Origin of the sequence: uncultured Pluralibacter sp., from assembly GCF_913775985.1 — a bacterium.
Taxonomy (GTDB): Bacteria; Pseudomonadota; Gammaproteobacteria; order Enterobacterales; family Enterobacteriaceae; genus Pluralibacter.
This window is the reverse complement of the sequence record NZ_CAJYMB010000113.1, coordinates 59,003-72,280: the sequence shown is the minus strand read 5'-3', so window position 1 is coordinate 72,280 and position 13,278 is coordinate 59,003. Positions and strand designations below refer to the sequence as shown.

Below are 13,278 nucleotides of genomic sequence, written 5' to 3'. Positions count from 1 at the left end.
TCCAGGGCTATGCTGAGGGCTTCGGTGCGCCCGTCAACGGAGAACGCCACGCGCGGGGTCTACTGTTCTGGCCCTGCAGCTTCAGCGTGACGGGATACTGGAACTCCCACGTGTAGCGATCGCCGATGATGCCGCGACGCGTAATGACGCCAGGCTCGGCCGTATTGGTCAGGTTCATGCGCTTGTCCCGGATCAGCGACAGGATGTTAGAACCGGTGGTCAGCGCCTGGTTGTAGCCGGCAAACCCTTCCTCAGAGAAGTTCGGTGACACCGCCGTTATCTGATCGCGGTAGTGAACAAAGTCCAGCGTAAAGGCCTGGTTGATGGTGTCCGCCCCGAACTGCCGCACGTCGCTTTCGCTCCAGACCGGCTTGTTCGTCCCGTAAACCGGCGTGATGCGGCCGGCCTCCGTGGCGAAATACTCCCGGGGCACGTACCAGTACATGACAACCAGCACGCAGATAGCGATGCCCTGAATGACGTTGACCGTCAGGCTCCAGCCCAGCTTTTTCAGACAGCTGCGCGCAAACTCTGCGCCCAGCGACCGCTCGTGCTGCGCCTGCACCGCATGCTCATAGGCGTCAGGATCCGTTATGGCAGCGGCCGCGCCCTCGGGCAGCGCGGCGGGTTGAGGGTTTTGCATACGTCACTCCTTACATGCCGTACGACTGCCACGGATCGATGTTGTCCGGCAGGTAGCTGTTGATTTTGTCAGTCATGGCGCTGCAGACCTTCTCTGACGCCTGATTCATGATGTCCTGCAGGCTCGGCAGGTGCGGCAGGCTGATGGAGATATTGCGGATGCCGGAAAGGCAGTTCTGCATCTGATCTGACATCTGGCTTTCCCGTTCAGACCAGGCGTCGCTGGCCTTCTTCGCGGCGTTATAGCCGGCTTCGCTGCCGGCCTGCGCAGCGCTGCCGGCGCGGCACGAGGCGGCGCCGGCGCTGAGCGAGGTGCAGCAGAAAAAAACCGCCACGAGGGCGGTCACCATTTGTTTTTTCACGTAAGTTCTCCGGTTAAATAGTGGCTCACACCGGGCGGAGCGGTGTCGCCGGGGCTGCCTGCGGTGCCGCCGGCTGTTCCTTTGGGTAGACAGGCTCGGCCTTGTAGCGCTCGTCGTAGCCGAGACGGGCGTGGAGCGTGGCCGGCACCTCTGCGGGTGCGTCCAGCTTCGCGATGCGCGGCTTGTCATCGCCGTTCAGGCGGATGACGACGTGCTCGCGCGGCACCGGCTGGCCGCTGGATCGGTTGATGCCGTTACCGTTACCGATGGGCTGCGCGCCTTCGGTCGTCAGCACGTTCACCACCATTGGCGGGGCGTCTTTGCTGCCCGGCAGGCTGACCAGAACGTGGTTATAAATGCCGTTCTGGCGAACAACGCCCTGCAGATAGTCGCCGTCGCCCTGCACCAGCAGCAGGTCCGGGCGCCCGTCGTCACCCCATGCCGACATGACCGGCGCGCCGGCGCGTTCGTTGTGCGCCGGACGCGGCGCCGAGAGAGGATCGCGCCCACGCCAGAAAATCAGCTTCGATCACGTTGTGGCCTTTGGCCTCCAGCACGCGGCAGTGCAGCGGCGAAATCTCGACGCAGGTCGTCTGCGCCTCCGGCATCAGGTCGGCTAAGCCGCCCATGCCCGCGCTCGGCTCCAGGCAGGTTTCCCCCTCCCGGATGTCCGCCTCGTCAAGCAGCTGCGCGGCGAGCTTGCCTGTGGTCGGGTAAAACTGATGTGTTTTCTGCTCAGGCAGCGCGCCGGAAAGCTGAATATCTTCAAGCGCCGTGGTCGGGTCGTAATCGAATTCAAACCAGGTAAAAGCGTTAATATTCATTTTCACGCCGCCCAGGCTCAGCAGCACTTTTTCCGCTTCCACGCGTGCGGCCTTATCTTCATCCGAATAACCCTTAATGCGGCGGTTAAAAGGGTTTGTAGTGACCGGCGGGCTCGGTTCTTCCCAGCGGTTGCGCTTTAAAGGTTCGGTGCGTTCTGTCTCCAGATCACCGAGTACGCTCAGGACAGAAAAAGGCAGCAGATTCGAATGCAGATCAAAACTTTTTACCTTAGTGCGCGGCTTCTGACGGTGCTCCGCAGGGATAGCCGCCGGATGCAGGAAAGCCAGAATGTCATTAAGACGCCAGGCCATGTCCGGATGGATCTCCAGATGGATAGTGCCTTTCATAAAGGCTTTTACGCGCAGTGCGCCGCCGTCGATGGCAACCCATTCCCCTGAACGGTCGCGCGCAATTTTCAGAATTTTGTTGGTGGTGTTCAGGCCGGTCGCATCGCGGCCCATGAACTTCGCGATCACCTTGCGCAGGTCGTCCACATAGCCGGTGCGGTCGTAGTTGCACATGCCCCACTGATCGAACATGCATTCAATGATCATCCGCTTGCTGAAACCTTCCGGGCGGTTGGTCACGTGGCTACGAGACAGGCTGCGGAAAATGCCGTCAACGCGCTCGGAGAAAAATTTCTGACGAGAGAAAAGCAGCTCAGAGAGCGTCGCACGCACCGCATTTTCTTCAAAATCTGGCGCTTTCATCTCGCGGATCTGTTCGTTCCACTCGTTGCGGCGCTCGTTGGGCATGTACTCGTAAACGTCGGTCAGGCTCAGCGCCTTCTGCCAGAAGTCAGCATTCAGCGACGCAACCGCTCCGGGCAGGTCGAACAGCTTTCCTACCGGGGGCACGTGATAACCCCGTTCCCGGTGCAGGTTGCCGCTCAGAAAATATGCGATAGCTTCGCTGTTCACACCGCTGCGAATAGTGGCAGAAATATCCGCTAACTTTGTACGCATAAGGCGGTAACTGCCCAGCAGCCCGTCAATCAGGTCGGTGTCTGCAGGCGCAAAAAATGTATCCGTAATGACATCGCCGGCGGCGGTAATCGGTGCGCGATCGGTGGTCGCATCAGGGGTGACGTTTACGGGGGTGTTCTGCATGGCATAGCTCCTTAAATTCGGTTGAGTAGTGCAGCGCGTGCTGCGGAACCAACAAAGGCCTTCTCTGACGCGGGTTTTCTCTTTCCGGTCTGGCCTTTCGCGGCAGGGGCAAAGGAGCAACGACGAAGTGAAGGCATAAAGGGGCGACGACAAAAAGTTTTTGACGCCCCTGGCAAAAAGTTTTTGGCGGCGTACATTTCACCCCTTTCTGCCTGAGCCGGCGGTGCTACGACCAGCCCTCCGCGCAAGGGCTGGCCGGAATGCAGGGAAGCGTCAGGAGGGAAGTTTCAGGCCGCCCCGCGGACTGACCTTAAAGGCCCGGCGCCAAGCCGGGACGGTGAACGCGACGGCGCAGCCGCCTGCAGCCATTGATCTTTGGCATCAGCTTCTAGCCGGCAGACCCGAATCAGCTAGCGGGTTTGGCTGTGCTTACCGGCTTTGCCGGTTAGCGGAGAGAGGCACGACGACTGCCCGCCAGGGCTGGCCCCGAGGGGACCATGCCCGGTTTGTGTGTTTTGGAAATGGCTGCGCTGCTGCAGCGACCTGCCCTTTTCTCTTTACGACACTGCTGGTGCACTTCAGGCTTACCTGTGCGTTTTTCAGGTGAAGTTGTCGGTGAGAACACTGCTAATCATGGATATAACGCAGATTAGGAGCGTCATGATTTCATTGATTTAAATAGATATGACCGATTTCACTGTACAATCAATTATTTATCTTTAATTTCAGACACCGCGGTCATTACGGGTGCCTTTGGGTTTGCGGGCGCTCTGAAGATTGATTATTTATATATGAATCAAAAAAGCAGAAATAGTGAGCTGTAGAACTTATCCGGCAAAGTGCCCGAACAACGCGCCTGTCACACCAGATAACGCCATTGCAAGAGTACTCCAGAAACTGACGCGTATAATGCTTCGCATCACCGGTGCTCCGCCGGCTCTGGCTGCGACGGCCCCCAGAATCATAAGCGCCAGTAGTGCTGATATAACTATACCGGCTATACCGGGGTACGTCAGTGCCACAACTAGCGGAATTACCGCCCCCGCGGTAAAACTGCCCGCAGAAAACAGCGCTGCCTGAAGTGGCCGCGCAGCTGAGATATCAGTGATGCCGAGCTCATCGCGGGTATGTGCATCAAGGGCGTCATGTTTCATCAGTGCAGTGGCAACGTCATGCGCTAATTCTCTGCTGAGGCCACGTTGCAGGTAAATGGCGGCGAGTTCGTGAGTTTCAGCCTGGAAGTTGCTATCCAGTTCAGCCTGCTCTTCAGCAATCGCGGCGCGCTCGGTATCAGACTGCGATGAAACAGAAACGTATTCGCCTGTCGCCATAGACATCGCTCCTGCCACCAGCCCGGCCACACCTGCGATAAGAATATTGTGAGTTGAGCTGTTGGCGGCTGCTACGCCAGTCAGGAGGCTGGCTGTAGAAACAATGCCATCATTGGCACCCAATACTGCGGCACGGAGCCAGCCAGAGCGTGAAATTTTATGAGTTTCTCCGGGGATCACGACCATTCCTCAAATTGAAAGTACCGTGCGCCTCATAAAGTGCGCATAATTGTTGTTTGCTGACTATGATATAGCTGTCTTTCTTGCCAGGAATATATGCAGTAAACCCATCAGGCCGTGCGCGTAAAAATATATTTCGATGAACGTCGTCAGAAATTTATGCAGGCCGATATAGTATTCAGTTATATCAGATGAGGCTTTCAGAAATGCTTCTGTAATAAACCAAATTCCGCCAGAGCTTGCAACAACGATAAGTGCGAGAACACCAAGTCCCTGTACAGCAGCTGCAATGCCACCCCGGGAGGCTTCGGGCAGCTTGAACTGACTTATCAGCCTGATATCGCGCCTGATGCCACTGAAGTCAAACATGACCCATGCGTAGTACCAGCGAAATCCTCTCTGGGAGATCATCCATACCAACAGTGCCACACCCAAAAAAAACAGGAGAAAGCCTGAGACAATGTGTATCCAAGTCATTATCCCTTCGAAACTGCTGTCAGAAAGCAACTCTGCGTCAATGAAGTTGGAATTTACAATCTGGGATAAACTAAGTAGTGCAATAGCAATGTGAAGCCCGCGAAAGATGGGGGCATAGCTATACGGAATCGTACCCAATAAGCTGAGTTTCATGATCGCTCCAGAAAAAGGATTATTCAAATATCTTAAATTGGAAATATTAGTTTTTCCTTAGCCGTATGAAGTATGCAAGCGAAATAAATCAGTATATGGGAACGTTATTGAATGATAATTGTTCCCGTCAGCATGATAATGTTATTCCAGGAACACCGGTTCGGTTTTTGTTGCATAATGATCGTGATTACACATTCTAAATCTAATTGATAACAATATTTATTATCATAGATTTTAGGTGGAACCGGACACAGTTCTTAATAAATCAATGGTTTGAACGAACCTGGATGGGCTGATAGTTGACTTCTGCTTTTCGCCCTCCGGAATATTTCAATAGCACATTAAATGCAGCAATATTCACGTTAGCGTTTCATCAATCTCATCCGATAAGAATGAGGCGCATCCGTTGGCCTAATAGGCCGTGGACACCATGTCCGGCGAACACACAATCTTGTACTTCAGGGCCGGTCTTACACTTTTTGTGGCCAGATCACGTGCTGGTGGAAGGCTGAACCAGTTCATTACACGCTTCGTTGCCTGCTCCTGTATCTTTCCTGATCTTCATTTTATGCCTGATTGGCAGACGCTACTGCGGTGTCGGTACCGACTTATCGACTTCCTAGCCTTCTCCGACTGAACCAGAGCATGAAAAAAGAGAGCAGTGAGCATATCAGCGTTTCCTCATCTTCCCGGCTGCCCATGAGATGGGTTTCTTGATCATGATGCGCGCCTTTAACATTATTTTTAATGAATAATAATTCCGTAGTGTTGAATTTCTGCTCAGCAGCTATGCAGTGCATAAGGCTTGCAGAGACAGGCTTTCTTAACGCTGAGCGATGATGATATCAGGTGAGGAGGAATGAGACTTCAATCTCATGGGATAAGAAATCATGGTGACGCAATTTGACATTTCGTGCTTTTTAGTTAAGTTATTTTTAACTTTATGGTTCTGGTGGACATATGCGCATTCTGATATTCGATAAAAATCAGGCTTCATCCTGCTTTGCTCCTTTGCTCATGTCCAGGCTGGGGATTGTGACTGATACATTTTCAGATATTGATAATGCACTTCGTTCGCTTAAAAGATTTCATCCTGACGTGTTCATCATCAGCACTCACCAACTGTGCGAACAGCACTGCGCGCTTATCAGTCGTTATCGGAAGAAAGGGATCGTGACGCCGGTAATAGTGACAGCCACCGAAAGTACGAAAGATCTCAGGATTACTGCATATGAAGCCGGAGCAGATGACATCGTTTCCGGTGAAATTGAGGCAGAAGAGTTTGTAGCGCGCGTGAGTGCCATTGAGCGCAGAAGCAGGGGAATAGCTTCAAACCGCATACAGCTCCCACCGTATGAACTGGATTTATCCGGCAGGCAACTGTTAAGGGATGGAACAGAAGTGGAGCTGACGAACTATGAGTATATGGTCGCGGAGCTCCTGATGAAGCGAACTGGAAAGGTCGTCACCCGAGATGAGATGATGCGACAGCTATATTCAGACGCTGATCTGCAAAATCAGGATGTTATTAACGTGCTGATATGTCGTTTAAAGAAAAAGTTATGTCGTGACAGCGGATTGCGAATAAAAACGATTCGCGGACTTGGATATGTATTCCAGCAACAATGATGTGTGCTCATACGACATACCCACAGAGGAAAGTTATTTAGCGATTCATTCTGCCACTGAATCGCCATGCACATTTTCGGGGAATTGGTCTTCTTTATGTTGTCGTTTCGATGCTGGTCAGACGCCGCATGCGCTGCTCAAGCAAAGCGGTAACTAAGTCATGCGCCAGGCCCTCCCCGGCTATTTAAATTTAATTATTTAAATTAATGACGACTTTCCCGACATGTCCGGCTGTCTCAAGATAATGATAAGCTTTCTGCTTATCGGCAAAATCAAAGATGCGATCAATTTGCGGATGAATCGTGGCGGCCTCTATCGCCCTGACCGCCTCGCGAAGATCGGAGGTTGAACCGGTGTTGTTACCCACAATATTCAGCATCTTCTGCATGATGGGCAAAACGGGCATGCTCACTTCAGCGCCGCCCACAAATCCAATCACAAAAATGGTGCCGTTAAGCGCCGCTGCGTTAACCGATTTCGCAAAGGTTGAGCCGCCTAAAGATTCCAGTACCAGATCGGCGCCCTGCCCATCGGTAAGTTTCAGCACCCGTTGGTCCCATTCAGGCACCTTGCGATAGTTGATGCCTTCATCCGCCCCCAGGGCTTTCACTCTTTCCAGTTTTTTATCAGAAGAGGAAACAATGATCGCCCTCGCAGTTTTCGCAAATTGCAACGCAAACAGGCTTACCCCGCCCGTGCCGAGCAGCAGCACGCTGCTGCCTGGCTGGATTTTACCGCGCACACTGGCATTCCATGCGGTTGTTGCGGCGATGGGTAACGTCGCGGCCTGCTGCCAATTCAGAAAATCAGGTATACGCACCAGCGATTCAGCAGGGACCACCGCGTATTCTGCCAGCCTTTGACTCCCTCTCCTGTCTCAACGATTTCTCCGGCGCTGTCTGCGCCGGGGATTATCTGCTGCAAAACAGCGCCGAATTTACCCCTCGCCAATGACAGATCAAGGTAGTACAGGCTGACGGACAGCAGACTTATTGCGCGAAAGCTGGCAAATACCAGCCGCATCTTATGCGTCGCGCCGGAATACCTGGCGCGGGATGCTCCTTTAACGCATCCCCGTGAACTTCGTCAGCATGATTGTCTGGGATTCACACCAATGCACAGCTGGCCAGAATGGCGACTTGAGAAAAACGGTCAGCAGATCGCGGTACCTGTTCAGACGCGTTACGAGAGTGACGAAATGGATGCATTGATACTGGCCGCACAATCAGGGCTGGGGGTGTTACCCGCGGCTGACTGGCTGGTACAGAAAGAACTGACCGAGGGTTCACTGGTGCCAGTGCTGTCGGACTGGCAGGCCACAGACGAGGATGGTGCCTGGTTAATGAAACCGTCCAGCCAGCTGCAGTCGGCAAAAATCAGCGCATCAACAGACTGGTTGATCGCGTGGTTTTCCACACCGCGCTGGTGATTCAGCTGAGCGTAACCTGAAGCTGACTCAGGAAAGCGGCCTGGCGCCTGTGCTGTCTTAGGAAAACACAGGCGCGTAGAAGAGAAAGCGTCAGAAAACCTTCCCGGACTGATTAGTACGCCCCTGATCTGGCGCTTCGCTACAACAGTAATCATCAGATGCGCGCGCAACATTGCCTTAATCCTGTCGGCAATCTCAGTGACTACCCTGGCAATCACCATGTAGTACACCATTGCAATCAGGAAGGCTTCGAGTTTGTAGAAGTTCAGCGCTGCCGTTGGTTGTGCCTGAGCAAAGATATCCACAACTTCAATGGAATTTGCGAGTGCGTCCGATGATGCTATTTTTTAACAGTCTATGATTAATCATGGCGGCATCCTTCAGTCGCTCTTACATTGAGGGAGTAAGCTTCTATGAAAGAAGGATATTACTGGGTAGTTCGTGGTAATGAAGAGCCAGAGGTATGGTTCTTCCATGAGGGCACACCCTGCGGATGGTTTGCACCTACACGGGATACGCCGGTTGAGCATCAAAGATTTCTGGAGATGGGCTATACGGTAATAAGCAATCCATTAAATTTGTGAGTTTTTAGTGCTCAAAACTTTTGGATTATAAGTGGTAAATTTCCTGCCTGTTTATTTTTGGGGGTTGCCGCTTACAAGTGCTACGTTTAAAAATCACTCATAACCGGACACCCATTATGGAAACAGGTTTCTGTTGGGTGGGCAGAGATAAATCCAGGCCGCAGGTATGGTTCTGGTACTCAGGATATGGCTTTTACGGCCCCATGGATTCTGTTCTACTCACAATGGCTCAATTCGAAGATACTGGGTATAAATTACTTAGCAAGAAACTCACCTCATTCGAGCTACGACGAACCGCCTGATGGCGGTTTTTTATTAGAGCCGATATGACGTATGTTCCGCTGGCGCAAATAAAGTTGTAAAGGCTGAAAAGCGCCGCAGTTAAAGCCTGCCACACCCGAGCTAAGCTGGCAAAAGCCGGCTGACAGACGAAGTGACCTGCTCCCCGTTGATTAATACATCGCGATGTTAGTAATGTCTTCATAAGCCACATGAGGACATCCCCATGAAGAAGCGTTTTTCCGACGAACAGATCATCAGTATTTTCCGCGAGGCTGAAGCCGGCGTTTCTGCCCGGGAACTCTGCCGTAAGCACGCCATTTCCGACGCCACGTTTTATACCTGGCGTAAGAAGTATGGCGGCATGGAGGTGCCTGAGGTTAAACGCCTGAAGTCACTTGAGGAAGAGAACGCCAGACTCAAGAAGCTGCTCGCCGAGGCCATGCTGGATAAGGAGGCGCTTCAGGTGGCTCTTGGGCGAAAGTACTGACGACAGACCAGAAGCGCGAAGTCGTGGTGTTGATGTGTGATGCGACCGGTCTGTCACAACGTCGTGCCTGCAGACTCACAGGTTTGTCCCTGTCGACCTGCCGCTATGATGCTCAGCGTCCGGCGGCTGATGCCCATTTATCAGGGCGCATTACTGAACTGGCACTGGAGCGCAGGCGTTTTGGCTACCGCCGCATATGGCAGTTACTGCGCCGTGAAGGGCTTCTGGTTAATCACAAGCGCGTGTACCGCCTTTATCATCTGAACGGGCTGGGCGTTAAACACAGACGTCGTCGTAAAGGGCTTGCAACAGAACGTCTGCCGCTGCTCCGCCCGGCGGCGCCCAACATGACCTGGTCGATGGATTTCGTCATGGATGCGCTGGCTACTGGTCGCAGGATCAAGTGCCTTACCTGCGTCGATGACTTCACAAAGGAATGCCTGACGGTCACTGTTGCCTTCGGGATTTCAGGAGTGCAGGTCACGCGTATTCTGGACAGCATTGCGCTGTTTCGCGGCTATCCGGCTACGATAAGAACCGATCAGGGCCCGGAGTTTACCTACCGCGCGCTCGATCAGTGGGCCTTTGAGCATGGAGTGGAGCTGCGACTTATCCAGCCCGGCAAGCCGACACAGAACGGATTTATTGAGAGTTTTAACGGACGCTTTCGCGATGAATGCCTGAATGAACACTGGTTCAGCGACGTCAGTCATGCCAGGAAAACCATCAGCGAATGGCGTCAGGATTATAACGAATGTCGTCCGCACTCCACGCTGAATTATCAGACGCCGTCTGAATTTGCAGCGAGCTGGAGAAAGGGTAATTCTGAGAGTGAAGGATCCGACATTACTAACTGAGTTTTGTATTTAATCCTGGGGGCAGGTCATCACGCGTACATAACCTCGCATCATCAGAATTTTGGGTGGTTAAATAATTTTTAAAAAGAAAACTTTATTATTAGAGCACCTATGTGTTTTTAGCGTAGTTAATCTGCCTTATCCGCTTCATAAAACTGAGACTCTTTTAGCAGTTCGCTGATTTCGTCGAGCAGCAGGCGCAGCGCCACCTTACCTTCGGGTTTGCCGAGCGTTTTCACATCACCGGACATCTGCGCCGCCCGGGCGGCAAGTACGTTCAGGCGTTTATCCTGCAATGCGTTGCCCATCATCATCAGGTTCAGGCTGATTGTAACGCTGGCCATAGGATCATACTTGTCACCCTCACTGAACAGGCTTTCCAGCTCGATCCGGACATCATCATTCATATGACTGAAATCCTGTTCGCGGTACCAGACCACGGACTTCTTAACCACTATACCCATCATCCGTTTGAATTCTGCTTCTTCGTTCTCGGTCATACATCCTCAGAGGCATTTTTTCAGAAGACCTGTGCCAGCGGATTACGCTGTCTGGGGTTAAAGGTACATTGTAATTGAGATATACCGGGCAGGGAACCGTAGCAGGTCACAGGCGGGCGAGCAGTGCGCAGCCTGCCCCTGAATGCCGCGTCAGCGGCATGGAGGCAGGCCGGGACGGTGAACGCGACGGCGCAGCCGTCTGCAGCCGTTGACCCTGGACATCAGCCCGAAACCGCTCGCGGCCGCAACCCGTAGGGGTTCGGTACCGCTTAGCGACATAGGGCTCGACGACCCGGCTTGCCGGGGAGCCGAAGGGGGCCCAGGCTGTTGCTGTTGCTGTTAATGCGACTTTTCCGGCGGCAGGCTGAAACAGCTGAACAGAGAACTGACGACTCTGAATCCATTAAACGCGTGAAGGGTATCAGCGGCCAGGCGGGGATGGCCGGTGCGCCAGCACCGGCTTTTCCCGGCCCGCAGGGTGTCGGTGTTGCTGTTCAGATGCTGGCAGAAAATCCAAAAAAAACCGCGCCAGGTGGCGCGGTCTGCGGGTATCAGTTACCGGGATTATTTGCCCGGTCGTTCCTCTGCAGGAGCCGCCAGCACGCCCGGGTGCAGGTGTACGCCTGAAACGTCTGTATTGGCACGCGCCTTGTGCAGATCGCAGGCGGCCTGCATGGATAACCAAAGACGCGCCGCAATACCCAGCCCCGCCTCCAGCCGCACCGCCATTTCCGGACTGACAGAAGCCTTACCGCTGGCGACTTTGCTCAGCGCCGAAGCGGACACGCCCAGCTCTTTCGCCAGCACGCGCAGGCCAATATTATTATCTTCAATATACTCGGTGATCAGGCCGCCCGGATGCGGGGGATTAAACATGCCCATCAGTGATAATCCTCCAGGTTGAGAATATAAGTATCACCGTCCGTGAATTCGAAGGTGATGTACCAGTTAGCCCTGACCGTGATGAAAAAATGTTTTTCCTTTCGCCCTTCAGGACATATATCCAGAATCGATAATCTTATTCTTCAACAGCAGGCTACGTTTTAAGCTCTACATTGATTAACGCGGATCGATAAGATCAACCACCAGCGACAATATTTCATCCATAACATGGGGCTCAACCGTAGCGGCATAACTTGCTCTGCGCGCAGTCAGGTCAAGCGAGCGCAGCTGATAGCACAGCGCTACGCCGGTCACTTTACCGGTGTCCGTGCTGTTGCCATCCAGATATACGGTCACACCCTGCGAGCGTGACGCGCCGCCGCCGCTTGTTACAGGCACGCAAACCGCTGTTCCCAGTGCGGCCACCAGCTCTCGCTGCGAGATTACCAGGTAGTAGTGCGGTCCCTTAAATTCACGGCCTTCCACCGGATCGCCGTTTACGTGCCAGATTTCGCCCTTCTGTGGCACCCTCCTTGAAACCATCAGATATGCTCCCTGCCCTGCGGCGCGTCATTCAGGCCGTCAGATGTTTCTTCGTTATAGCCATGGATTTCCTGCTGATCAATACCGGCCAGCAGCTGTGCCAGTGTGCGGCGACCACGCGGTACACGAGCTACCGGCACAATATTTACGGTCTCGCCTTCAGCGGTTACGTCCAGCTCGATGCCTACTGTCCAGCCCGCTCTTGCTGCAATGTCGCTCGGGATGGTCAGCACGACGGCCCCGCCCTGCTGACGAAGTCTTGTTGATGCCATATGCCCTCCGGTGTGTGACTTAGTAACACATAGACTACCATAGGGTGACACTAAGTCACACTATATTGTCTATTTTATCATCGCATCATTTTTTACAGAACATTCATAGCTGACGGTCTGCTGCACACGATCTCCCGGTTTAAGAAGCGATGCATGCGATGTTTCTCTAATGCTGCGTCAGTTCATATTCCCATAGAGTTTGGCTACTCCGGCAGAAGTAGCACCAGTGCCAGTGAGGTCCGGATCATACCGTGTGCTCCCCATCCGAATCGCGGCGGCAAGCTCTCCGGCGCCGGTGAAGCCCGCCCGCGTGTACTCAGCGATTTTTGCAAGTATCACCTGCAGCGCCGCTGGTTCGAGCCGATCGCTGACGTACAGGCGCAGGCGGCAGCGGGGACGGGTGTCTGTGACGATTGCACGCCATACCGGCGAACAGCCCGACGGCCAGCCCAGCCGTATCCGCGCGGGTCTGCCGCAGTTATACCGCATATGCCCCACCTCACTCGGCCCGCATTTCACAGTCCATGCGCCAGCTGTCAGGCAACTGCAGCGCGTTAAGTAAGGCTGCGCTCATGCGCTGACGGAAGATTCCGCCGCGGTCACGGTAAGCTTTAAAATCGCAGCCGGTTAACGCCTGCGGGGTACTGAGTGTAAATTTTTATTCTCAGATCATGATATTCAGCCCTGTCTCTGGTCACGAATCCGGCCCGTCTATCGGGCCGGTGAGGTATTCT

15 protein-coding genes and 2 pseudogenes are annotated in these 13,278 nt (G+C 53.5%); 4 read left to right on the top strand and 13 right to left on the bottom strand.

What is annotated here, in order from left to right; all coding sequences use genetic code 11:
• Positions 1 to 7: 7 nt before the first annotated feature.
• The 6 genes from QZ766_RS13835 to QZ766_RS13810 all read right to left on the bottom strand — a co-directional run bounded on the left by QZ766_RS13835 (position 8) and on the right by QZ766_RS13810 (position 5,079).
• Positions 8 to 643 (bottom strand): DotI/IcmL/TraM family protein, encoded by a 636-nt coding sequence (locus QZ766_RS13835; RefSeq protein WP_297202896.1) that lies wholly within the window; start codon positions 641 to 643, stop codon positions 8 to 10.
• A 10-nt stretch (positions 644 to 653) separates the two neighbouring features.
• Positions 654 to 1,004, bottom strand: a complete 351-nt coding sequence (locus QZ766_RS13830; RefSeq protein WP_338107767.1) for a conjugal transfer protein — start codon at positions 1,002 to 1,004, stop codon at positions 654 to 656.
• 25 nt (positions 1,005 to 1,029) lie between these two features.
• Entirely contained in the window at positions 1,030 to 1,452 is a 423-nt protein-coding gene (locus tag QZ766_RS13825; RefSeq protein WP_297202894.1) for a hypothetical protein, read from the bottom strand.
• Positions 1,436 to 2,938 (bottom strand): DUF4942 domain-containing protein, encoded by a 1,503-nt coding sequence (locus QZ766_RS13820; RefSeq protein WP_297202892.1) that lies wholly within the window; start codon positions 2,936 to 2,938, stop codon positions 1,436 to 1,438. The genes QZ766_RS13825 and QZ766_RS13820 overlap by 17 nt, the downstream gene beginning before the upstream one ends.
• Positions 2,939 to 3,765: 827 nt before the next feature.
• Positions 3,766 to 4,455 (bottom strand): VIT family protein, encoded by a 690-nt coding sequence (locus QZ766_RS13815; RefSeq protein ID WP_297202890.1) that lies wholly within the window; start codon positions 4,453 to 4,455, stop codon positions 3,766 to 3,768.
• Between the two features lie 57 nt (positions 4,456 to 4,512).
• Positions 4,513 to 5,079, bottom strand: coding sequence for a cytochrome b/b6 domain-containing protein (locus QZ766_RS13810; protein ID WP_297202887.1), 567 nt, complete (start codon positions 5,077 to 5,079; stop codon positions 4,513 to 4,515).
• Between the two features lie 960 nt (positions 5,080 to 6,039).
• Here QZ766_RS13810 and QZ766_RS13805 point away from each other — a divergent pair.
• On the top strand, positions 6,040 to 6,708 hold the full coding sequence (locus tag QZ766_RS13805) for a winged helix-turn-helix domain-containing protein (RefSeq protein ID WP_297202885.1): 669 nt from the start codon (positions 6,040 to 6,042) through the stop codon (positions 6,706 to 6,708).
• A 190-nt stretch (positions 6,709 to 6,898) separates the two neighbouring features.
• Here QZ766_RS13805 and QZ766_RS13800 read toward each other — a convergent pair whose 3' ends face one another.
• Complete coding sequence (locus QZ766_RS13800) at positions 6,899 to 7,549, bottom strand: NAD(P)-dependent alcohol dehydrogenase (protein WP_297202884.1); 651 nt, start codon at positions 7,547 to 7,549, stop codon at positions 6,899 to 6,901.
• Between the two features lie 132 nt (positions 7,550 to 7,681).
• Here QZ766_RS13800 and QZ766_RS13795 point away from each other — a divergent pair, with 132 nt between their 5' ends.
• Positions 7,682 to 8,137: a substrate binding domain-containing protein gene (locus QZ766_RS13795; RefSeq protein ID WP_366509424.1), complete on the top strand. Its 456-nt coding sequence runs from the start codon at positions 7,682 to 7,684 to the stop codon at positions 8,135 to 8,137.
• Between the two features lie 164 nt (positions 8,138 to 8,301).
• Here QZ766_RS13795 and QZ766_RS23090 read toward each other — a convergent pair.
• Positions 8,302 to 8,472: pseudogene (locus tag QZ766_RS23090) on the bottom strand (amino acid ABC transporter permease); the annotation flags it as partial.
• A gap of 78 nt (positions 8,473 to 8,550) precedes the next feature.
• Between QZ766_RS23090 and QZ766_RS13790 the strand changes: the two are divergent.
• Together QZ766_RS13790 and QZ766_RS13785 are read left to right on the top strand one after the other, a co-directional pair.
• Positions 8,551 to 8,721, top strand: a complete 171-nt coding sequence (locus QZ766_RS13790) for a hypothetical protein (RefSeq protein ID WP_297202882.1) — start codon at positions 8,551 to 8,553, stop codon at positions 8,719 to 8,721.
• Positions 8,722 to 9,226: 505 nt separating this feature from the next.
• Positions 9,227 to 10,347, top strand: a protein-coding gene (locus tag QZ766_RS13785) for an IS3 family transposase (protein ID WP_297202880.1) whose coding sequence is annotated in 2 segments (ribosomal slippage) — positions 9,227 to 9,485 and positions 9,485 to 10,347 — 1,122 coding nt in all. Because the reading frame shifts where the segments join, the coding sequence is not laid out codon by codon here.
• A 128-nt stretch (positions 10,348 to 10,475) separates the two neighbouring features.
• Here QZ766_RS13785 and QZ766_RS13780 read toward each other — a convergent pair.
• The 5 genes and pseudogenes from QZ766_RS13780 to QZ766_RS23085 form a co-directional block, all read right to left on the bottom strand.
• Entirely contained in the window at positions 10,476 to 10,847 is a 372-nt protein-coding gene (locus QZ766_RS13780; protein WP_297202878.1) for a hypothetical protein, read from the bottom strand.
• A 564-nt stretch (positions 10,848 to 11,411) separates the two neighbouring features.
• Positions 11,412 to 11,729, bottom strand: coding sequence for a HigA family addiction module antitoxin (locus QZ766_RS13775; protein ID WP_021507955.1), 318 nt, complete (start codon positions 11,727 to 11,729; stop codon positions 11,412 to 11,414).
• Positions 11,730 to 11,906: 177 nt separating this feature from the next.
• A complete protein-coding gene (locus QZ766_RS13770; protein WP_123803252.1) occupies positions 11,907 to 12,272 on the bottom strand; it encodes a type II toxin-antitoxin system PemK/MazF family toxin in 366 nt (121 codons plus the stop codon).
• Positions 12,272 to 12,544 carry an antitoxin gene (locus tag QZ766_RS13765; protein WP_141496937.1) on the bottom strand — a complete coding sequence of 91 codons (273 nt, stop codon included), beginning with the start codon at positions 12,542 to 12,544 and terminating at the stop codon, positions 12,272 to 12,274. The genes QZ766_RS13770 and QZ766_RS13765 overlap by 1 nt, the downstream gene beginning before the upstream one ends.
• Before the next feature lie 499 nt (positions 12,545 to 13,043).
• Positions 13,044 to 13,187 (bottom strand): annotated as a pseudogene (locus tag QZ766_RS23085) (conjugation system SOS inhibitor PsiB family protein); the annotation flags it as partial.
• Between the last annotated feature and the right edge of the window lie 91 nt (positions 13,188 to 13,278).